The 19,621-nt window shown below is 65.8% G+C and carries 18 protein-coding genes; 14 read left to right on the top strand and 4 right to left on the bottom strand.

The genetic code is table 11. The features are described 5' to 3' along the window. Nucleotides 1–16: 16 nt before the first annotated feature. Nucleotides 17–1,153 (bottom strand): polysaccharide biosynthesis/export family protein, encoded by a 1,137-nt coding sequence (locus tag A9974_RS26955; protein WP_183007237.1) that lies wholly within the window; start codon nt 1,151–1,153, stop codon nt 17–19. Between the two features lie 247 nt (nt 1,154–1,400). On the opposite strand from A9974_RS26955, the gene A9974_RS26960 reads away from it, so the two are divergent. From A9974_RS26960 to A9974_RS27020, 13 genes are all read left to right on the top strand, one after another. Then, on the top strand, nt 1,401–2,810 hold the full coding sequence (locus A9974_RS26960) for an undecaprenyl-phosphate glucose phosphotransferase (protein ID WP_183007238.1): 1,410 nt from the start codon (nt 1,401–1,403) through the stop codon (nt 2,808–2,810). Between the two features lie 73 nt (nt 2,811–2,883). Further along, a complete protein-coding gene (locus A9974_RS26965) occupies nt 2,884–3,345 on the top strand; it encodes a GDP-mannose mannosyl hydrolase (protein WP_220806149.1) in 462 nt (153 codons plus the stop codon). Continuing rightward, nucleotides 3,342–4,778, top strand: a complete 1,437-nt coding sequence (locus A9974_RS26970) for a mannose-1-phosphate guanylyltransferase/mannose-6-phosphate isomerase (protein WP_183007240.1) — start codon at nt 3,342–3,344, stop codon at nt 4,776–4,778. Before A9974_RS26965 ends, A9974_RS26970 begins: the two co-directional genes overlap by 4 nt. Beyond that, complete coding sequence (locus A9974_RS26975) at nt 4,765–5,193, top strand: VanZ family protein (protein WP_220806141.1); 429 nt, start codon at nt 4,765–4,767, stop codon at nt 5,191–5,193. The genes A9974_RS26970 and A9974_RS26975 overlap by 14 nt, the downstream gene beginning before the upstream one ends. Nucleotides 5,194–5,203: 10 nt before the next feature. Then, a complete protein-coding gene (gmd, locus tag A9974_RS26980; RefSeq protein WP_183007241.1) occupies nt 5,204–6,313 on the top strand; it encodes a GDP-mannose 4,6-dehydratase in 1,110 nt (369 codons plus the stop codon). Nucleotides 6,314–6,319: 6 nt separating this feature from the next. Then, on the top strand, nt 6,320–7,273 hold the full coding sequence (locus tag A9974_RS26985; protein WP_183007242.1) for a GDP-L-fucose synthase: 954 nt from the start codon (nt 6,320–6,322) through the stop codon (nt 7,271–7,273). A gap of 30 nt (nt 7,274–7,303) precedes the next feature. Continuing rightward, nucleotides 7,304–8,620 carry a lipopolysaccharide biosynthesis protein gene (locus A9974_RS26990; protein ID WP_183007243.1) on the top strand — a complete coding sequence of 439 codons (1,317 nt, stop codon included), beginning with the start codon at nt 7,304–7,306 and terminating at the stop codon, nt 8,618–8,620. Between the two features lie 20 nt (nt 8,621–8,640). Beyond that, nucleotides 8,641–9,543: a glycosyltransferase family 2 protein gene (locus tag A9974_RS26995; RefSeq protein ID WP_183007244.1), complete on the top strand. Its 903-nt coding sequence runs from the start codon at nt 8,641–8,643 to the stop codon at nt 9,541–9,543. Nucleotides 9,544–9,569: 26 nt separating this feature from the next. Next, nucleotides 9,570–10,859, top strand: coding sequence for an O-antigen ligase family protein (locus A9974_RS27000; RefSeq protein WP_183007245.1), 1,290 nt, complete (start codon nt 9,570–9,572; stop codon nt 10,857–10,859). After that, nucleotides 10,852–12,012 (top strand): glycosyltransferase, encoded by a 1,161-nt coding sequence (locus tag A9974_RS27005; RefSeq protein ID WP_183007246.1) that lies wholly within the window; start codon nt 10,852–10,854, stop codon nt 12,010–12,012. The genes A9974_RS27000 and A9974_RS27005 overlap by 8 nt, the downstream gene beginning before the upstream one ends. Nucleotides 12,013–12,026: 14 nt before the next feature. Next, complete coding sequence (locus A9974_RS27010; protein WP_183007247.1) at nt 12,027–12,914, top strand: glycosyltransferase family 2 protein; 888 nt, start codon at nt 12,027–12,029, stop codon at nt 12,912–12,914. Beyond that, nucleotides 12,911–13,471 carry a putative colanic acid biosynthesis acetyltransferase gene (locus A9974_RS27015; protein ID WP_183007248.1) on the top strand — a complete coding sequence of 187 codons (561 nt, stop codon included), beginning with the start codon at nt 12,911–12,913 and terminating at the stop codon, nt 13,469–13,471. The genes A9974_RS27010 and A9974_RS27015 overlap by 4 nt, the downstream gene beginning before the upstream one ends. After that, nucleotides 13,468–14,718, top strand: coding sequence for a glycosyltransferase WbuB (locus A9974_RS27020; RefSeq protein WP_183007249.1), 1,251 nt, complete (start codon nt 13,468–13,470; stop codon nt 14,716–14,718). Before A9974_RS27015 ends, A9974_RS27020 begins: the two co-directional genes overlap by 4 nt. Here A9974_RS27020 and A9974_RS27025 read toward each other — a convergent pair. The 3 genes from A9974_RS27025 to A9974_RS27035 all read right to left on the bottom strand — a co-directional run bounded on the left by A9974_RS27025 (nt 14,696) and on the right by A9974_RS27035 (nt 18,624). Beyond that, nucleotides 14,696–15,379 (bottom strand): response regulator transcription factor, encoded by a 684-nt coding sequence (locus tag A9974_RS27025; protein WP_183007250.1) that lies wholly within the window; start codon nt 15,377–15,379, stop codon nt 14,696–14,698. The genes A9974_RS27020 and A9974_RS27025 overlap by 23 nt on opposite strands. A gap of 330 nt (nt 15,380–15,709) precedes the next feature. Further along, a complete protein-coding gene (locus A9974_RS27030; protein WP_183007251.1) occupies nt 15,710–16,459 on the bottom strand; it encodes a response regulator transcription factor in 750 nt (249 codons plus the stop codon). A 563-nt stretch (nt 16,460–17,022) separates the two neighbouring features. Continuing rightward, the gene (locus A9974_RS27035; protein ID WP_183007252.1) at nt 17,023–18,624 is read right to left on the bottom strand and encodes a hypothetical protein; all 1,602 of its coding nucleotides are present in this window, start codon (nt 18,622–18,624) and stop codon (nt 17,023–17,025) included. 286 nt (nt 18,625–18,910) lie between these two features. Between A9974_RS27035 and A9974_RS27040 the strand changes: the two genes are divergently transcribed. Then, a complete protein-coding gene (locus A9974_RS27040) occupies nt 18,911–19,582 on the top strand; it encodes a TetR/AcrR family transcriptional regulator (protein WP_183007253.1) in 672 nt (223 codons plus the stop codon). The last annotated feature ends 39 nt before the right edge of the window (nt 19,583–19,621 follow it).

Below are 19,621 nucleotides of genomic sequence, written 5' to 3' on the forward strand. Positions count from 1 at the left end.
GCGGACCCCGGGTCAACTACTTGATTGAATGCACGGTCTGTACCGTTTGCGCGCTTGGGAACAGATTGCTGATGAAGCGGTTCCACCGCACCAGCGCAGCCGTATCCACGAACACGACGTCTTTGGGTTGCAACTCGAACTTCTCCGCCACCGCGTAAGCCTGCGGCGAAGCGGCGTTCAGATGGAACACCAGCGGCGTCGCCTGCTCGGTACTGCGCACCACGAACACCTGCGACGAATCCGCAGTCAGCTGGTTGGGTCCTCCGGCCACGCCCAGCGCTTCGTTCAACGTCAGCCTGCCGTCCCGCATCACGATCGAAGCGGGCGTCGTCACTTCACCGGTCACGAACACCTTGCTGTCTTCGCGCGGGGTCACCCTGACAATGTCGCCCGACTTCAGCATGACCTGGTTCAGGTCCTGGCCGCGGTCGATCAGCGCGGGCAGGTTGACGCGTGTGGGCTTGCCGTCGCGGATGACATAGACGCTGCTGCGGTCGCCGGTGGGCAGGATGCCGCCCGCGCGGTTGATCGCTTCAAGCAAGGTCATGGGGATGTCGTTGATCGCGACGGTGCCCGGCGTCTTCACTTCCCCTTCGACGTAGACCCGTTTGCTGCGGTACCCCAGCACCCGCACGGTGATCTGCGGATCCTGAATATATTTCCCCGAACTGTTCACTATGAGATTGCGCGCCTGAAGTTCCGTCAAGCCCGCCACTTTCAGCAGTCCTGTATAGGGAAATTGGATGTATCCAGTGGATGAGACCGTATACCCCGGAATGCCCGAGGCGGTATCCCCAAAGGCTAGTTCGGTCACCCCAGTGCCGATGGCGTAGGTTTGCGTCGGAAGGACCAGCTCGGGGTGATCCCACACCACGATCGAAAGGATGTCCCCGGGCCCGATGCGGTACGGCTCGGTCTTGTCGACCAGGCGCGATATGCCGTCGTTTTCCAGCAGCGCCTGGCGCGCCCGGTTGTCGGCCAGCACCAGGCTGGGCGTGATTTCCCGGATCTCGGCGACCGAGTTCGGATCGAGAGGATCGACGCGATGCTTGGCGTCGAAAGTCATGCCGGGGGAAAGGGCGCAAGCGCCTAGCGAGGACACGAGCGCGATGGCAGCGATGGCTCGGCTCAACGTTCCGAAAAATGTCGTCATGGCAAATCCACTGTGAATGACTTCGTTGCTTGGAAAGGAGCCCGATGCGTAACGGGTTGCGACATTCCACTCTCTTTTCAAGCCCCCGCACATTCGACGGATGCCCTAAGCCTTCTCCTACATCGTTTGGAGGTTTCGGGTGGCCCTTGCACTCAATAAGATTCCCACGGTAGCCACATGCTTTTGCGGCAGTGCACCGTTTTTTCCCCGCGGCCGCAGGGCGACTCCCCACCGGAAGGAGTTAGCGATGGACCCGTCTCAAACGGACACGTCGGCAAGATTCAACCGCGCCAGCTATCTGTACCGCATGCTGGATGCCGCAATCGTCGTCATTTGCGGCCTGGCCGTCACCGAGTTCAAGTTCTCGGACGAAGCGGTGATCGATCCGCCGCAGATCCACCTGTTCCTGATCTATCTGTGCGGCCTGGGCGTCATCGCCCTGTTCCCCGCCTTCCGTCTGTACGTGTCGTGGCGCGGCCGGATGCTGACCGATCTGGTCGTGCGCAGCCTGGCCGCCTGGGCCACCGTGTTCGCGCTGGGCATCCTGGTCAGTTTTCTCATGCATCAGAGCGCGGCGGTATCGCGCATGTGGGCGGCCACCTGGTTCGGTTGCGCGGCGCTGGCATTGGCCGGCGTACGCCTGGCGGTCTACGCCGTGCTGGGTGCGGCGCGCGACCGTGGCCTGAACAAAAAGCGCGTGCTGCTGGTGGGCTTTGGCGCCCTGGGCCATGACCTGTGGCGCCGGGTGGAACGCTATCGCGAGGCCGGCTACGAGGTCGCCGGCATCTATGCCGAACCCCATGAAAGCCTGCCGCCGCAGGTGCGGCGCCTGCATGAGCTGAACGCACTGCATAGCTTTGTGCGCGAACACACCGTGCGGGAAGTCTGGATCGTGCTGCCGATGGAGGCAGGCCAGGAATTGCGCGAGGTGCTGTACCACCTGCGCAACGACCTGGTGGATATCCGCTGGATTCCCGACGTGATGTCGATCCAGCTGCTGGGCCACCGCATCGGAGAATTTCTGGGCTTGCCCGCGATCCAGCTGAACAGCCTGCCGGCGGCCGGCGTGCGCGGCCTGGCCAAGGAAGCGTTCGACCGCAGTTTCGCGCTGTGCGCGCTGATCGGCCTGTCGCCGCTCATGCTGGCGGTGGCCGCCATGGTCAAGCTGACCTCGCGCGGCCCGGTGCTGTTCACCCAGCCGCGCCTGGGCGTGGACGGCAAGGTCTTCCATGTCTACAAGTTCCGCACCATGACCGTGCACCAGGAGCACGGCGTGGTCACCCAGGCCACCCGCAATGACAACCGCATCACCCGCATCGGCGGCTTCCTGCGCCGCACCAGCCTGGATGAGCTGCCGCAGTTCCTGAACGTGCTGCGCGGCGATATGTCGGTGGTGGGGCCGCGGCCGCATGCGCTGGAACATAACGAGCTCTACAAGGACCTGGTGCAGCGCTACATGATGCGCCACCGCGTCAAGCCCGGCATCACCGGATGGGCGCAGGTCAATGGCCTGCGCGGGCAGACCGACACGCTGCGCAAGATGAGCGACCGGGTCGAGTACGACATCTACTACATCCAGCACTGGACGTTCCGGATGGACCTGATGATCATCGCCCGCACGGCGGTTTCCGGATGGACGGGCCGAAATGTCTACTGAACCCTTGGGCTGGCCCGCCCTGCCGGGCCACCGCAAGCCCGCCGCGCCCCGCCTGGCCATCCCCGCCGCCGGCCTGCTGGCCGAGGACGACTTCCGCCGGGCGGTGCAGATGCTGCCGCTAGTGTCCATCGACCTGCTGCTGCGTGATCCGGCCGGCCGCTACCTGACGGGGCTGCGCAGCAATCCGCCCGCCCAGGGGGCCTGGTTCGTGCCGGGCGGCCGCGTGCGCAAGGACGAAACGCTGTCCCAGGCGCTGTGCCGCCTGGCCCGCGAAGAGCTGGGCCTGGCGGTGCCGCCGCAGGCCTGGCGTCCCCGCGGCGTCTACGAGCACTTCTACGGCACCAATTTCGCCGGCGAGGCCGGCCGCTCCACGCATTACATCGTTCTCGCCTATGAGGCCGAGCTGGCGCCCGACACCGCCGCCCTGCCCCTGGGCCAGCACCGACGCTACCGCTGGCAGCCCGCCGCGGCCATCGCCGCCGATCCCGGCGTGCACCCGTACACCCAGGCCTACTTCAAGGAGTCAGCGCCATGACCCAGCCCCAACCCCATCCCCCCTACCGGGCCGTGATTCTTTGCGGCGGTTCGGGCTCGCGCCTGTGGCCGTTGTCGCGCGAGCTGTTGCCCAAGCAGTTCATCCGTTTGACCGATGACCGCAGCCTGCTGCAGAACACCCTGCGGCGTCTGGATTCGGCCGGCGCCCAGGCCCGCCCGATGCTGGTCTGCAACGAGGCGCACCGCTACATCGCCGCCGAGCAGGCGCTGGAAATGGACATCCAGGATGTGGAGATTGTGCTGGAGCCCTTCGCCCGCAATACCGCGCCCGCCATCGCCGCGGCCACGCTGCGTGCGATGCGCGACGGCGAGGACCCGATCATGCTGATCATGCCGTCGGACCACGTGCTGGAAGACGGCCCGGTGCTGGCCGAGGCGTTCGCCCAGGCCTACCAGGCGGCCCGCGAGGGCGCGCTGGTGACCTTCGGCATCACCCCCACCGCCCCGCTCAGCGGCTACGGCTACATCCAGGCCGCCGAACCGGGCGACCTGGCGCCTGCCCGCCGGGTGCGCCGGTTTGTCGAAAAGCCCTCGCCCGAAGTGGCGCAGCGCTTCATCGAAGACGGCGGCTACTTCTGGAACAGCGGCATGTTCGCGTTCCAGGCCTCGGTCTTCCTGACCGAAATGGAACGGCTGGCCCCCAAGATCCTGGCGCAGGTGCGCGCCGCGGTAGCCGCCGGCCAGGGCGAAAGCGCCCTGTTCCAGTTGGACAGCGCCGCCTTCGAAGCCTGCCCCAGCGACTCGATGGACTACGCCATCATGGAGCGCACCGACAGCGCGGTGGTCATCCCGCTGGCTGCCTCCTGGAGCGATGTGGGCGCCTGGGACGCGGTCTGGGGCATCGCGCAGAAGACGGCCGAGGGCAATTCCACCACCGGCGACGTGATGGTCGAGGATTCGCGCAACTGCCTCATCCACTCGACCAGCCGCCTGGTCGCATCGGTGGGACTGGACGACATCGTGGTGATCGAAACCGCCGACGCCGTGCTGGTGGCCCACAAGACACGCTCGCAGGACGTCAAGCGGCTGGTGGAGGTGTTCAAGACCCAGCACCGCGCCGAAATGAACCACCACCGCGAGGTGCAGCGCCCCTGGGGGTCGTATGACTCGGTCGGCCACGGCCCGCGTTACCAGGTCAAGCGCATCACCGTCAAACCCGGCGCGCGCCTGTCGTCGCAGATGCATCATCACCGGGCCGAGCACTGGGTGGTGGTGTCGGGCACGGCCCGCATCTACAACGGCGACAAGCAGTACCTGCTGACCGAGAACCAGTCGACCTACATCCCGCTGGGCGAGGTCCACAGCCTGGAAAACCCCGGCAAGATTCCGCTGGAAATCATCGAGGTGCAGTCCGGCGCCTATCTGGGCGAAGACGACATCGTGCGCTTCCAGGACATGTATGGCCGGGTCTGACGTGACGGGTTCGGCCTCATCCCGTTCGGCCTCATCCTTTTGGCGCCCCGGCGTGGCGCGCTATTGCCTGCCGGCGGCGGCGGCGTTCTTCCTGACGCTGGTCACGGTGGGCAACCTGCCCGGCCTGGCGGCCGACATGTCCGCCACCTTCGGCGACAAGCGCCTGCACCTGGCGGCCTACGCCTGCCTGACCCTGCTCGTCTACGCCTCGGTGCGGCGCCGGCCGGGGCTGACCGCCCTGCTGGCCGTGACGGTGCTGGGTGCGCTGGACGAATGGATCCAGTCCTTTTTTGCCTACCGGCAAGCCGATCTCTTAGACCTTTTGGCCGATATCTCTGCGGCGGGTGCGACAGTAATCTCGTTGAACATCGGTTCCGCAGCCTTCGGCTCTTTTCGTGCAATGACTAAGTCTTAAGGATAAAACCATGCAAAAACGGGCACTGATTACCGGCGTTACCGGCCAAGACGGCGCCTATCTGGCGGAGTTCCTGCTGGCCAAGGGCTATGAAGTCCACGGTATCAAGCGGCGCGCCTCGCTGTTCAACACCGCGCGCATCGACCACCTGTACCAGGATCCGCACGACCAGCCCCGCAATTTCGTGCTGCACCACGGCGACATGACGGACTCCTGCAGCCTGATCCGGATCGTGCAATCGGTGCAACCCGACGAGATCTACAACCTGGCGGCGCAGAGCCACGTCGGGGTGTCGTTCGAAGAGCCGGAGTACACCGCCAATGCCGATGGACTGGGCACCCTGCGCCTGCTTGAAGCGATCCGCATTCTGAAGCTGGAGGACAAGGCCCGCTTCTACCAGGCGTCGACCTCGGAGCTGTACGGCCTGGTGCAGGAAACGCCGCAGAAGGAAACCACCCCGTTCTATCCGCGCAGCCCCTACGCCGCGGCCAAGCTGTACGCCTATTGGATCAGCGTGAACTACCGCGAAGCCTATGGCATGTACGCCTGCAACGGCATCCTGTTCAACCACGAATCGCCCAAGCGCGGCGAAACCTTCGTGACCCGCAAGATCACCCGCGGCCTGGCGCGCATTGTGCTGGGGCTGCAGGAATGCCTGTACCTGGGCAATCTGTCGGCGCTGCGCGACTGGGGCCACGCCCGCGACTACGTCGAAATGCAGTGGCTGATGCTGCAGCAGGACACCCCCGAGGACTACGTCATTGCCACAGGCCTGCAATACAGCGTGCGCGAATTCATCAATACCGCGGCGCGCGAGCTGGGCATCCTGCTGGCCTGGGAAGGCGAAGGCCTGGAGGAAACCGCCACCGTGCTGTTCAGCCCGGTGCACGACATCAAGCCGGGCCAGGTCATCGTGCGGGTCGATCCGCGCTATTTCCGCCCCACCGAGGTCGAGACCCTGCTGGGCGATCCCACCAAGGCGCGCGAAAAGCTGGGCTGGTCGCCCCGCACCACCTTCGCGCAACTGGTCAAGGAAATGGTGGAAAGCGACCTGAAGGACGCCCGGCGCGATGCGCTGGTGGAACAGAACGGCTACGAAATCTACGCCTACAAGGAGTAGCGCGCCATGACGAACCTGGACCAACGCGTGTTCGTGGCGGGCCACCGCGGCATGGTGGGGGCCGCGCTGGTGCGCGAACTGCAGCGGCGCGGCTACCGCAACATCGTGACGCGCGGGCACGCCGAGCTGGATCTGGAAAACCAGAACCAGGTACACCGCTTTTTCTCGACCACGCCCGTCGACGTGGTGTACCTGGCCGCCGCCAAGGTGGGCGGCATCCTGGCCAACCAGAATCATCCGGTGGATTTTCTCTACCGCAACCTGATGATCCAGTGCAACGTCATCCGGGCGGCCTATGCGGCCGGGGTGCGCAAGCTGCTGTTCCTGGGCTCGTCCTGCATCTACCCGCGCGAAGCACCGCAGCCGATCCGCGAGGATGCGCTGTTGACCGGTCCGCTGGAAGCCACCAACGAGCCCTACGCCATCGCCAAGATAGCGGGCCTGAAGCTGTGCGAGGCCTATCAGCGCGAATACGGCGCGCGCTTCATCTGCGCCATGCCGACCAACCTGTACGGCCCGCATGACAACTACGACCTGCACAGCAGCCATGTGCTGCCGGCGCTTATCCGCAAGTTCCACGAAGGCCGCGAGGCCAACCACGACAGCGTCACGCTGTGGGGCACCGGCAAGCCGCTGCGCGAGTTCCTGTATGTGGACGACCTGGCGCAGGCCTGCCTGATGCTGATGGAGTCGCCCTCGGCCGAAGGTATCTACAACATCGGCGCCGGCCAGGACCTGTCCATCGCCGAGCTGGCCCGGGTGGTGTCGCAGGTGGTGGGCTTCCAGGGCGCCATCGTGTACGACGCCAGCAAGCCCGACGGCACGCCGCGCAAGCTGCTGGATTCGTCGCGGGTGCGCGCGCTGGGCTGGAAACCGGAGATTTCGCTGCACCATGGCGTGACGCTGGCCTATGGCCACTTCCTGCGCGAGCAGGCACGCCATCCGCTGCCCGTGGCCTGAGCGCCACGCCCACAGAAAACAGGCTATCCGATGGTCCGATTCATCAGGAAGCACATCGCCGGCAATGCCTCGTTCTGGGGGCTGGTGGAATACGGCATCGGCCCGGTCGCCGCGCTGGTGGCGCTGCCGTTGCTGTTTCGCCAGCTGGGCACGGTGGGCTTCGGCCAGTATTCCATGATCATCGCGCTGGCGGGCTTTGGCAACGCCGCCAATCTGGGCGCGGCGGTCACCGCCACCAAGCTGGTGTCCGAGCGCGCCCACGAGCCCGGCGGCGCCCTGCGCGCGGCGGGCGTGGCCATGTCGCTGATCGGCTGCGCGCTGGGCGTGGTGACGCTGGCGGCCGTGGTCCTGTGGCTGGCGGTGGATCTGGGGTGGCCGGCCGCCACCTTCGGCGGCGTCGCCGTCACGCTGCTGGCCATGCCGGCCCTGGCGATCTACCTGACCCAGCAATACGACCAGTTGATGTCCGGTTGCCTGAAGGGGCGCGAGGATTTCCGCGCCACCGCGCTGTGCGAGGTCGTCAGCCGCAGCGGCACGATGGCGCTGGCCTGCGCCACGGCCTGGCTGACCGCGTCGCCCACCTGGACCGGGCTGGCCCAGGCGGTGGGCCTGCTGCTGGCCGGTTCGGTAAAGATGCGGGTGTTCGCCCGCCGCTATGGCCGCGTGCTGGTGCGTCCGGTGCGCGATCGCGGCGCCATGGCGGATGCCTTCCGGTTTTCACGCTGGTCCTGGCTGAACAGCCTGAGCGCACTGGCGTTCGGCTCGGTCGACCGGGTGCTGGTGGGCAGTCTGATGGGGCCGGCGGCGCTGGCCATCTATACGGTAGGGGTACAGGTCGGGCAGATCATCCATACGGCGTCGGTGGCCATCTTCCAGAAGGCGATGCCGCGCGTCAGCCGCCTGTCGGTGGCGCCGCCGCACCCTGGCGCGGCCGAGGAAGAAATCCGCCGCATGATGCTGTGGAACCTGCTGCTGTCCGCCAGCGCCACGCTGGCGGTGCTGGCGGTGAGCCGGCCGCTGCTGGACCTGCTGCTGGGCGATGCCGTGGCCAATGGCCACCTGGGCACGTTCCGCCTGCTGATCGTGGCGTCCGGATTGCTGTCGCTGAACGCGGCCGCGCATTTTTCGCTGCTCGGGCTGGGCAATTCCCGGGCGGTCGCCATTCTCAATGGCCTGGGCGGCCTGGCCATGCTGTGCGTCATGGCGGGGCTGGTACACGCGGTGGGGGAACATGCCGCGGCCTGGGGCCGCATGGCGTACGCCGCGATCACGCTGGCCGGCGTGGCCCTTGCCATCCGTCAATCCCGGCCCGACTACCCGGGCGCATTGCCTGCGGCAACCCGGTAGCCACCATGTTGAGGTCTTATATGCGCAAGCGTCACAACGAGTACTCGCGTCAACTCATCGACTTCGTCCGCGAGCTGCGTCCGCCCGCGCCCATCGCCGGCGGCCTGCTGCCCAAGGTGACCATCGTGACGCCCTCGTTCAACCAGGCCCGCTTCCTGGAGCGCACCATCGTGTCGGTGCTGAACCAAGGCTATCCACGGCTGGAATACATCATCATCGACGGCGGCTCCACCGATGGCAGCGTGGACATCATCCGCAAGTACGAGCGCTACCTGACCTACTGGGAAAGCGCGCCGGACCGCGGCCAGTCGCATGCCATCAACAAGGGGTTCGAGCGTGCCACCGGCGACTACGTCGGCTGGCAGAATTCCGACGACCTGTACTACCCCGGCGCACTGCGCAAGCTGGGCGCGGCGGCCGCCAAGGGCCGCGCGCCGATCGTCAGCGGCAACCTGTTCGTGGCCGACGCCGACAACCACATCTTCCGCAAGATCCACTACACCCCCGTGAACCGCGGCACGCTGACGGTGGTGAAGGCGTCGATTCCCAACCAGTCGGCCATCTTCCGCCGCGACCTGCTGCGCAAGCACGGCCTGCTGCAGGAGAGCATGCGCTACTGCATGGACCTGGAACTCTGGAGCCGGCTCCTGCGCGAGGGCAAGAACCTGATCGTGCCGGACGCCATGGGGGTCTACACCACCCATGACGAAACCAAAACGGCCCTGATGCAGGACGTGCTGCTGGAAGAGCGCGAACAGATCGTCGACCGGATCCGCCGCACCGAGCCGGGGCTGGGCAAGCTGTTCGAGCTGTCCTGCCGCGCGTCCAAGGTGGCGGCCCACGCGCGCCAGGGCGACCTGTCCTACCTGTTCGAAAAGCTGACCACCAAGCTGTTGGGACGCGACGACTGGGCCGCGCATTGACGCCTGCCACCCGCCATGGAGACGCCATGCAACCGCAACGCCGCTTATCCACCTTGCATCTGCTGGGCCTGTTCGCGTTCACCGCGCTGGCCCTGAATGATGACCGCTTCATCCTGGGGGTGGGCAGCTTCAAGCTGTCGCCTTTCGACGTACTGTTCGTGGCGATCGTGTTCGTCAAGATGCTGCGGCTGGCGGACCCCGGCGCCTATGCGTTGCCGCGCGGCGCGCTGGGCATGCTGCTGGGGCTGCAGACCCTGTCGGTGATCTACCTGCTGCTGGTGTCGCTGCACCACCCCGGCATCGACACCGGCGACGTGGCGCGGGACCTGCGGATCGTCTTCTATTTCCTGTGCACGCCGTTCCTTTGCTACAAGGATATCGACAGCCCGGCGGCCTACGCGGTGCTGCAGAAGTACATCGTGGCGGCCTGCCTGGCCGTCGCCACGCTGATGCTGCTGGAACAACTACAGGGCTTCAACGTCGCCAACCCGCTGCGCAACGTGCGCCTGGGCGTGTGGGCGATTCCGTTCGGCGTGGTGTCGCTGCTGTACTTTCGCAAGACGCTGAATGTGTCCGGGCCCAAGGCCTATATCCTGACGTTGTACATGCTGCTGGCGCTGGTGTTCTCGCTGAACCGCAGCCAGTACCTGCAGCTGATGGTGTCGGTGCTGCTGGCCGTGATGCTGGCCTCGGGGTCCGACATCCGGCGCCGCGTGGTGCTGATCTTCGCGCCGGCCGCCGTGGCCGGGCTGCTGGTCTTTGCCAGCATCGGCTACCTGGACGTGCTGACCAACCGGGTCTTCAGCGTCGAGCGCCTGGATGAAGACTCCAGCTACGGCGCCCGCATCCAGGAGATGCAGGGCCAGATGGATTCGTTCGCGGAAAGCCCGGTGTTCGGCAAGGGCGCGGGCTTTCGCAGCTGGGTGATGGGCGAAAACGGCTTCGAACTCAGCACCTTCGCGCACAATTCCTGGGCCTTCTACCTGATGAAGTTCGGCGTCGTCGGCACCATCATGATCATGCTGCCGCCCCTGCTGATCCTGCTGCTGACGCTATTCCGGCGCTACGCGCACCCCGGACTGGAACTGCACCGGCGCTATCTGCTGGCGACCGCGCCGATGTACATCTTCGTGGACTCGCTGTCCGGCGGCCTGGCCTATGCGCCCAAGACAGCCTTCACCGGATTCCTGCTGTGCTATTGCCTGTCGTTGATGCGCAATGCCCGCGCCATGCCCGTGCCGCCCGCTCCCGCGGACCCCAGCCCCCGTCCGGCCGCCCCGCGCCGGCCGCTACCGCGAGTCCTGCCCCATGCCTGATGTCCTGTTTGTGGCGCCCGATCTGCACGGCGGCGTCGGAAGATGCGTCGCCTTCATCGCCGATGCCCTGCCCGAACGCGGCGTCCAGGCATCGCTGTTCCTGCTGCGCGCCCGCAACCGCGAATACCCGGTATCCAATCCCCGGGTGACACGGGCCCTGCCCGTGATCGAATCGCCCACGTCGCTGCGGCTGATGCTGCCGCTGGCCTTCGCCCGCCTCGTGGCGCAGATCCGCCGCGACAAGCCCGCGGTGGTCTGCTCGCACGGCCTGCTGTGCAACATGCTGGTGGTGCTGGCCAAGAAGGTGCTGCGCGGCGACTTCGCCACGGTCGCGTTCGAACACAGCAGCCCGGCCATCCACTACGGCGCCTCGCGCATGCGGCGCCTGAAGTGCTGGCTGGTCAGCCAGACCTACCGCCGCCACGACGCCGTGGTCGGCGTCTCGCGCGGCGTCAAGGAAGATCTGGTCAGCATGTTCCCGCCGCTGCGCGGCAAGGTCCGCACCATCTACAATGGCGTGCCGCTGGAAAACGTGCGCGAGCAAAGCGCCCGGCGACCCGCACCGGGTCCCGCTGCCGCATCGATGGCCGCCGCGGCCGCCGGCCAGGCGCCCTATCACGTGGTCGCCGTGGGCCGCCTGGAGGCCGTCAAGGACTACGCGACTCTGATCGATGCCGCCGCGCTGCTGGACGACCCCGGCATCCACTTCACCATTCTGGGCGAAGGCTCGGAACACGCCGCGCTGCAAAAGCGCATCGACGCGCGCGCCTCGCGCAGCCCGGTGACGCTGGCCGGCCACATCGACAATCCGTTTCCGGTGATCGCCGGCGCCGGCGCCTTTGCCCTGACCTCGCTGCGCGAGAGCTTCGGCAATGTGCTGGTCGAGGCCCTGTGCCTGGGCGTGCCGGTCATTTCCACCGATTGCCCCCACGGGCCGGCCGAGATCCTGGATTCGGGCCGCTACGGGCTGCTGGTGCCCGTGGGCGACGCCGCGGCCCTGGCCGCGGCAGTGCGCCGCCTGGCCTACGACGGCGACATGCGCGAACAGCTGGCGGCCCAGGGCCCCGAGCGCGCCGACGCCTTTTCACTCGAACGGCATTGCCGCGACGTCATCGCGCTGTTCCAGCCGCTGATGCGCCGCAGCGCCTCCTGAACAAGGAAAGCATCATGTCCAAGATACCGGTATCCGTCGTCGTCATGACGAAGAACGAGGAACGCAATATCGCCAAGTGCCTGAAGGCGCTGGCCGATTTCGACGAAGTCTTCGTGGTCGACTCCAACAGCACCGACGCCACCTGCGCCATGGCCGCCGCGCTGGGCGCCAAGGTGTCGAACTTCCAGTGGAACGGCAAGTACCCCAAGAAAAAGCAGTGGTGCCTGGAGCAACTGCCCTTCACCCATCCGGTGGTCTTATATGTCGACGCCGATGAAGAGATGACACCGGCGCTGGCCAGCGAGATCCGGGCGGCGCTGCCACGCTTTGCCGCCGGCGCCGGTGGCGCCTTCGTGCCGTTCGACTATGTGTTCTGCGGCAAGAAGCTGCTGCACGGCCATCGCGTCTACAAGCTGGCGCTGCTGGCCCGCGAGCGCTCGCGCTTCCTGGACTACGACGATCTGGACGTGGCCCACATGTGGGAGGTCGAAGGCCATTACCAACCCCAGGTGCAGGGCGAGACCTTCGCGCTGCATGCCCGCATGGTGCACAACGACCACGATTCGCTTTACCACTACTTCGACAAGCACAACCGCTATTCGGACTGGGAAGCCAACCTGCGCATCAAGGGCCTGATGAACGATCCGCGCGAAGCCAACGTGGGCGCGCGCGCCCTGCTCAAGCGTATTTTCCAGGCCATGCCGTTCAAGGCGCCCATCTCGTTCCTGCATTCCTATGTGCTGCGGCTGGGCTTCCTGGACGGCCGCGCAGGCTTTGACTACGCCGTGGCCCGCGCCATGTATTACTGGCAGATCCGCATCAAGACCGAGGAAATCCGCAAGGCGCGCCAGGCGGATGCGGCCCAGGAACGCGGCGACGCCCTGCCTGGAGCCGCCAAATGAGCGCGCTGCAACGGCTGGACCACTTCGCGCTCGCCCCGGGCCAGCGCGGCCGCTCGGCGCTGACCGTGCAGCTGTGGTGGCTGGTGCAGGGGTCGCTGTTCCGCTGGTCGCCCCAGGTGGCCTATGGCTTCCGGCGCTGGCTGCTGCGCCGCTTCGGCGCGCGGGTGGGCCAGAAGGTATTGATCCGGCCCAGCGCCACGGTGACCTATCCCTGGAAGGTCGACATCGGCGACTACGCCTGGATCGGCGACGACGCGGTGCTCTACAGCCTGGGCCCGATACACATCGGCGCGCACGCGGTGGTGTCGCAACGCAGCTATCTGTGCGCGGCGGACCATGATGCCGCGCAGCCCGACTTTCCGCTGCGCGAGCGCGCCGTGTGCATCGAGGACGGCGCCTGGGTGGCGACCGACGTGTTCATCGGCCCCGGCGTCACCGTCGGGCGCGAAGCCGTGGTCGGCGCGCGCAGTTCGGTGTTCCGCAGCCTGCCGCCCGCCATGATCTGCCACGGCAGCCCCTGCAAGCCCGTCAGACCTCGCGTGGCGCCGCCGGCATGAAGATCCTTCTATATGGCATCAACTACGCGCCGGAGCTGACCGGCATCGGCAAATACAGCGCGGAGCTGGCCGAATGGCTGGCCGCCCGCGGACACGAGGTCAGCGTCGTCACGGCCCCGCCCTACTATCCCCAATGGCAGGTGCAGGACGGCTACCGCGCCGGCCGCTACCGCAAGGAAACACGCGCCGGCGTCACCGTCCGGCGCGCGCCGCTGTGGGTGCCCAAGCGGCCTGGCGGCGCCAAGCGCCTGGTCCACCTGGCCAGCTTCGCGCTGTCCAGCCTGCCGTCGCTGCTGCGCGCGGCGGCCGGCCGGCCCGATCTGATCATCGTGGTCGAACCAGCGCTGTTCTGCGCGCCCGCCGCCTGGCTGGCGGCGCGGCTGTGCGGCGCGAAGGCCTGGCTGCACATCCAGGATTACGAAGTGGACGCGGCTTTCGACCTGGGCCTGCTCAAGGGCGCCTGGCTGCGCACGGCCGTGCTGCGCGCCGAACGCTGGCTGATGCGGCGTTTCGACCGGGTGTCGACCATCTCGGGGCGCATGCGCGACCTGGCCCTGTACAAGGGCGTCGACCCCGAGCGCGTGGCGCTGCTGCCCAACTGGATCGATGTCAACGCCATCGCGCCCGGCCAGGCAGGCGGCCTGCGCGCCGAGCTGGGCATTCCCGCCGACGCCGTGGTGGCGCTGTATTCGGGCAACATGGGCGGCAAGCAAGGCCTGGGCACGCTGGCCGAGGTCGCGCGGCTGCTCGAACGCGAGGAACGGCTCTGGTTCGTCTTCTGCGGCCAGGGACCCGAGCGGGCGCCGCTGCAGGCCCAGTGCCAGGGCCTGGCGCGCGTGCGCTTCCTGGACCTGCAGCCGGCCGACCGGCTGGGCGCGCTGCTGAACACGGCCGACATCCATCTGCTGCCACAGCGCGCCGGCGCGGCCGACTTGGTGATGCCGTCCAAGCTGACCGGCATGCTGGCCAGCGGCCGTCCTGTCGTATGCGGCGCGGCGCGTGGCACCGAGCTGGCTGGCGTGGTGGCCCATTGCGGCCTGGTCACGCCGCCCGAAGACGCCGCCGCCATGGCGCAGGCGGTGCGCCAACTGGCCGGCAACGCGCAGATCCGCGCAACGATGGGCGCCGCCGCGCGCCGCTACGCCCTGGATCATCTGCACGTGGATGCGGTACTGGCGGCGGCGGAACGCGAGTTCGCCGCCGTGATCGGCGCCCCCGCCGGCCTTATTGCCCGTCGCCGCTCTTAGGGCCGCCCGGCGCCGTGGCTGGCGCTGGCGCTCCCGCGCTGCGCACCAACCCCATCTGCACCGCGATATAGGCCGCTTCCGCCTGGTTGCGCGCATTCAGCTTCCAGTACAGCGTGCGCGCGTGGCTCTTCACCGTGGCCACCGAGATGCCCACTTGCTGTCCGATCTCGCGCATGGTCTTGCCCTGCACCAGCAGTTGCAGGATCTCTTCCTGGCGCTGCGTCAATTCACGCAATTCCTGCAACGGCGCCGTTGATGAAACCATTGGCCGCCCGCTGGGCTGGGGATAGCATTCGCCCCCCGCCAGCACCAGACTCACCGCCGCGGCCAGCGCGTCCGGGCTGGAGGCCTTGGGCAGATAGCCCGCCACGCCGGCCCGGGCGCAGGCCGCCATCACGCTCGGATCCAGCACGGAATACAGCACCAGCACCAGCCGCGGCATGAACAGCGCCATGGCCTGCGACAGCAGGCCGATATCCGGTTCGGCCACGCCGCTGCAACCGATCACCAGCAATTCCACCGGCCGGTTGATCGAACTGGACATATTCACGAGATGGGCTGGCGAGATCGCCAGGATGTCCTCGGCGGTCCGCACACGCTCCAGCACATGCTGGATGGCGACACGAAGCAGAGCGTAGTCTTCGATTAGAACGGTTGTCATCCCGAGGGAAACCTTGTGACGCAGGGCCCAGACACGGTTCCCATGACCAGGCTGCGCCACGCTGCAACGGCGGCTCTGGTGCGTCGCCAGACTCACGGGAATCTCGTCCACTGCGCGGCGTCGTTCTGGCGGGCCTTGTGATTCGCCATCTCAACCCATGCTTGCGGACACAACCCATGCTATCAGCGGCTACGTCCGCTGAATCTCGTGCAGGAGGATGATTGGAGGTGGAAGGCCGCGGCACGGCGACCGCCGATGCTGCGTTGGATGCCCTAGGCGGGATGGTCGGGAGGCCTGGCATGGCGGACGCCGGCTGCCGGGCCGTGACCGCTATCCAAGCTTGCGACCGTACAGCTGACCCGCGTCCACATCGCGGCCGTTCGGTTCATGCCATTCCAGCGTGGCGCCACGCTGCAGGGCCGCGTAGACCGCTTCGCCCTTGTTCTTGACATGCAGGCGCTGGTACAGCGTGCAGGCATGCGTCTTGGCCGTTGCGACCGAGATATTGAGCATGCGGCTGACCGTCTTGATGGGGTAGCCCCTGGCCAGCAACACCAGCACCTCGTACTGGCGCGGCGTGATCTGCAGCAGCTGCGCTCCCGCGCTCATAGGCATCGAGCCCCTGGCGGCGCCGTCGTCCAGTTCGCGCGCCGGCAACGCGCAGGCCGCCTGCGCTGGCGCTTGCAGCGCCTGTTCACTGGGAAAGCACTGCCCGCCCGCCATGACCAGGCGGATCGCCGCTTCCAGTATTTCCACCGAAGCCGTTTTCATCAGGCAGCCATAGACGCTGGCGCCCGGCAACCCTTGCACCGGCATCGGCAACGGCATGACATCCGTCAGCAGCAGGATCCGTTTCGGGCTAAGCACCCGCTGGATCTCGTGCAACGTGCTCCAGGCCTCTTCGTTGTCTACCGGCAAGCCGTAGATCAACAGGTCTGCCCCTGCATGCGCGCCGTCCGCCTTGGAGACGTCGGCAAGCCCCATCCCTTCGATTTCCCACACATCATCCAACTTGCTCAGAATCTGCCACAACCCCAGCCGCAAGAGCGGGTGGGCTTCAATCAGGACCATCTTGGCCATGGTGTCCTCCTGGTTGTTCAACAGGCCTAGAAGGGATCTTCGCTGTGCTGAAGACTATTTTTTTTCCAACCCCGCGGGGGTGGTCCGCGTATCCCGGAATATCTAATGAAGCCGTACCGGGTCGTTTGGGCTGGGAGACTTTCGTAGCCAACATAACGGATGGCATGAACCAATCTTATGGTTCGGAATTGGCAAAATCAAGACGCTTCGAGTCGATATAATCCGACAAAAACAGAAATCATTCGTTAGCCTTAATCAGCCTCGTAAATCAGGATGAGAACGCCCCATCATCCTTTCATCCGCTAGGGTTTTCACCAGCGCTCCCAATGGGACAGGCGGCCGTCTCCCTCTAGGGAATAGCCATAAGGAATGGTTGCGGGCCTTGCATTCAGGCGGGCGGCAGACGGCTGCAAGCGCCATCGGCGCGGCGCGCCGCGGCGGCAGGAAGCACTCAGATTCGCCGGTGGTTCTGTCCATATGTTTCGGCGGACACATTGAACCCCGGTGTGCCGGTGGTAATCGAAATATAGGTAACATTTTTATTTTCAATTACGCCGCGTCATTTACTCCATATAGGCGAAGTCAAATACCGTATGCCCCCCCTGATGGTGCCAATGGTGCATTGAAGCATGACGTTTCCTCAGGAAGCTGGCGTAGTGGATTTCACCGTCCGTTTCGACGTAGGTGGACGGCGACAGCTCTTCGATGCGGTTCAGCGAGACGCCCTTGCCGTAGTGGCAGAAGCCTTGGTACTGCGCGCAGCGGGTGACCTCTCCGCCAGGCGAGACAACGATCCCGGCGTTGCGGGCCCGCATCGGGTTGCGCACGATGGGGTTGCTGGCGTGGGGCGTCCAGTGGCTGGAGCGCGGCGAGTCGGCGAAAAACGCGAACAGCTCGTCGCAGTGATTCTGGCCGTCGGCGCGATCGATATTGGTTAATAGCCACCAATATTCACCGCGCTTAAAAATAATGGTATCCACGGCCGAAATATCGGTCATAAGCGTTATATCAAGTTCCCATTTCAAAGGAAATTCCGTGCACTTCCATAATTCAATACTGCGATTTCCGCACGTCTCTGGAACCATGTACGTCGTGCCCTCATATTCAAATATGTAGGGAAACGATAAATGGTAGGGCAGGTTCAAGGCCGTACCCAATAGGCGGAAAGCCCCGTCCTCAAAGGTTGCGACCGAGATCGTGCCCTTGCGGGAAGTGAAATCGTAGTCTTCGAAAAATATATATGGATTCTTATCCTTGGTATATACAAAAGGATCCGCGAAAAAACGCCCCTTGGGTGGCTGCAATACCATAGCCTCGGATACCACCGCCTGTTGCCGGGTGGACGGAAACATACCGATCCGCCAGCGCACATTGCGCCCCATGACGCGGCGCACAATCAAATCCGTCATTAACCAGGCCTGGCGCGCGATGTAGGCGGCGCTGTCCCATTCGGCCGGATCGTCGCGGCGCTGGCCGCTCATGATCTGCATGACGGGCGGGGCGACCCCAGGCCGCGAGCGCGCCATCGCCTGCAAGGCGTCATAGACCATGAAGTTGCCCAGGCTGAATGCGCGCGTCTGGTTCTTCAGCCAGAACACTTCCGTGTTGAAACTGCGCTGGTCCAGCAGCGCATCCGCGTCGGCGTCCTGCCCGATCCGCCACAGCTTGACCGTCGTATGGTCCTCGCGTTGATAGACCTCCCAGAAGCCCGCGTAGCGGCTGGTGGCGACGGCAATATCGGAATAACTCAGGCGCCACAATCCCTGGCGCGCCCAGCCCGCCACCCGGGCGCGCGGTGTCGGCAGGGCGCCCAGCAATAGCACCAGGTCCAGACCCAACGCGGCGATGCCATCGTCGACGCCGGCTTCGGCGGGGCCGGCCGCCAGATTCAACACCGCGGTGGACGCGGGCACGCTGGCGCGCATGTCGCGGCAAGTCAGCATCTGCCGTTGCTTGGCGGGCAGCAGCCGCGACTCCAGCCGCGACAAGGTACCGAACAAGGCCTTCGCGCCCAGCCGCAACCTGCCATCGCCAGGCGCTTTTTGCATGACCAGCAGCGCGGTCAACTCGAATTCCGGACTGCGCGCCAGCCATTCGGCCATGTCGTGAATCCAGCCGGGCTGGTCCGTCCCGTCTATCAACAGCCCCACTCTGTAGGTTTTCATGTCTCCTGCTCCTGTGTCAGGGCGTGATGGCCAGCGGCACCGGAACGGCGATCGGGCTCGCCAGGTGCATGCACGGTGCAACGCTTTCAAGACCTCGCGCTGATACTGCGGCGTTTCGGCGAGGTCTTCCAGACGGCTTTCATCCTAGGTCGGCCGCCCGAGACCAAACGGCGTACGGCCATACGGATGAGGCGTTCGGGGTAAACCCTATTCGGGATTGCCGGGGGTCGCCTCTCTGGAACAGGGGGTGCATACTTCTTTCAAACGAACGTTTGAATTGAATCTAATGCAAGAACTCAGATCCTCCACTACTCGCGAATCGATTCTGGACACCGCCGAAGCCTTGTTCGCGCAACAAGGCCACGACGGCACGTCCATGCGCCAGATCACCGGCGCGGCGGGCGTCAACCTGGCGTCGGTGAATTACCACTTCGGCTCCAAGGAATCGCTGGTCCAGGCCGTGCTGAAACGGCGTCTGGAGATTCTCAACCGCGAACGGCTGCGCTTGCTCGACGAACTCGAGGCCCAGGCCAACGGCAAGCCGCTCAAGCCTTCGCAGATCGTCGACGCATTCTTCGGCACGCTGTTGCGCCTGGCCGCCGACCCTGGCCAAGCCGGCAGCACGTTCCTGCCGCTGCTCGAACGCACCATGACCGACCCGTCCGACTTCATCCGCGCGCTCTTCGCCGAGGAATACGCCGATGTGCTCGAGCGCTACCGCAACGCGCTGTTCGCGGCGTTGCCCGACGTGCCTCGCGCCGAAATCGTGTGGCGCTTCCAATTCATGCTGGGCGCCACGTCCTACGCCATCATCGGCACCGACCTGCTGCGGTCCGTGACCGGCTGGACGCTGGACGAAGCCGAGCAACCCGACAACCCCGGCCTGCTGCTGCCCCGCCTGATGAGCTTCCTGCTCGGCGGACTGCGCGCGCCCCTGCCGCAGCATTGCGCCACCTAGCAGGCGGCGGCGCGGCGGGTCCACAAGAATATTGAGAAA

It is taken from the genome of Achromobacter sp. UMC71, assembly GCF_014170305.1.
Classification (GTDB): domain Bacteria; phylum Pseudomonadota; class Gammaproteobacteria; order Burkholderiales; family Burkholderiaceae_B; genus Achromobacter.

What these genes read in the sequence shown, in the direction of transcription:
- A9974_RS26955 (WP_183007237.1), bottom strand. Translation starts at nt 1,153, where the DNA reads ATGACGACATTTTTCGGAACGTTGAGCCGAGCCATCGCTGCCATCGCG.
- A9974_RS26960 (WP_183007238.1), top strand. Translation starts at nt 1,401, where the DNA reads ATGGACCCGTCTCAAACGGACACGTCGGCAAGATTCAACCGCGCCAGC.
- A9974_RS26970 (WP_183007240.1), top strand. Translation starts at nt 3,342, where the DNA reads ATGACCCAGCCCCAACCCCATCCCCCCTACCGGGCCGTGATTCTTTGC.
- A9974_RS26975 (WP_220806141.1), top strand. Translation starts at nt 4,765, where the DNA reads ATGGCCGGGTCTGACGTGACGGGTTCGGCCTCATCCCGTTCGGCCTCA.
- gmd (WP_183007241.1), top strand. Translation starts at nt 5,204, where the DNA reads ATGCAAAAACGGGCACTGATTACCGGCGTTACCGGCCAAGACGGCGCC.
- A9974_RS26985 (WP_183007242.1), top strand. Translation starts at nt 6,320, where the DNA reads ATGACGAACCTGGACCAACGCGTGTTCGTGGCGGGCCACCGCGGCATG.
- A9974_RS26990 (WP_183007243.1), top strand. Translation starts at nt 7,304, where the DNA reads ATGGTCCGATTCATCAGGAAGCACATCGCCGGCAATGCCTCGTTCTGG.
- A9974_RS26995 (WP_183007244.1), top strand. Translation starts at nt 8,641, where the DNA reads ATGCGCAAGCGTCACAACGAGTACTCGCGTCAACTCATCGACTTCGTC.
- A9974_RS27000 (WP_183007245.1), top strand. Translation starts at nt 9,570, where the DNA reads ATGCAACCGCAACGCCGCTTATCCACCTTGCATCTGCTGGGCCTGTTC.
- A9974_RS27005 (WP_183007246.1), top strand. Translation starts at nt 10,852, where the DNA reads ATGCCTGATGTCCTGTTTGTGGCGCCCGATCTGCACGGCGGCGTCGGA.
- A9974_RS27010 (WP_183007247.1), top strand. Translation starts at nt 12,027, where the DNA reads ATGTCCAAGATACCGGTATCCGTCGTCGTCATGACGAAGAACGAGGAA.
- A9974_RS27015 (WP_183007248.1), top strand. Translation starts at nt 12,911, where the DNA reads ATGAGCGCGCTGCAACGGCTGGACCACTTCGCGCTCGCCCCGGGCCAG.
- A9974_RS27020 (WP_183007249.1), top strand. Translation starts at nt 13,468, where the DNA reads ATGAAGATCCTTCTATATGGCATCAACTACGCGCCGGAGCTGACCGGC.
- A9974_RS27025 (WP_183007250.1), bottom strand. Translation starts at nt 15,379, where the DNA reads ATGACAACCGTTCTAATCGAAGACTACGCTCTGCTTCGTGTCGCCATC.
- A9974_RS27030 (WP_183007251.1), bottom strand. Translation starts at nt 16,459, where the DNA reads ATGGCCAAGATGGTCCTGATTGAAGCCCACCCGCTCTTGCGGCTGGGG.
- A9974_RS27035 (WP_183007252.1), bottom strand. Translation starts at nt 18,624, where the DNA reads ATGAAAACCTACAGAGTGGGGCTGTTGATAGACGGGACGGACCAGCCC.
- A9974_RS27040 (WP_183007253.1), top strand. Translation starts at nt 18,911, where the DNA reads ATGCAAGAACTCAGATCCTCCACTACTCGCGAATCGATTCTGGACACC.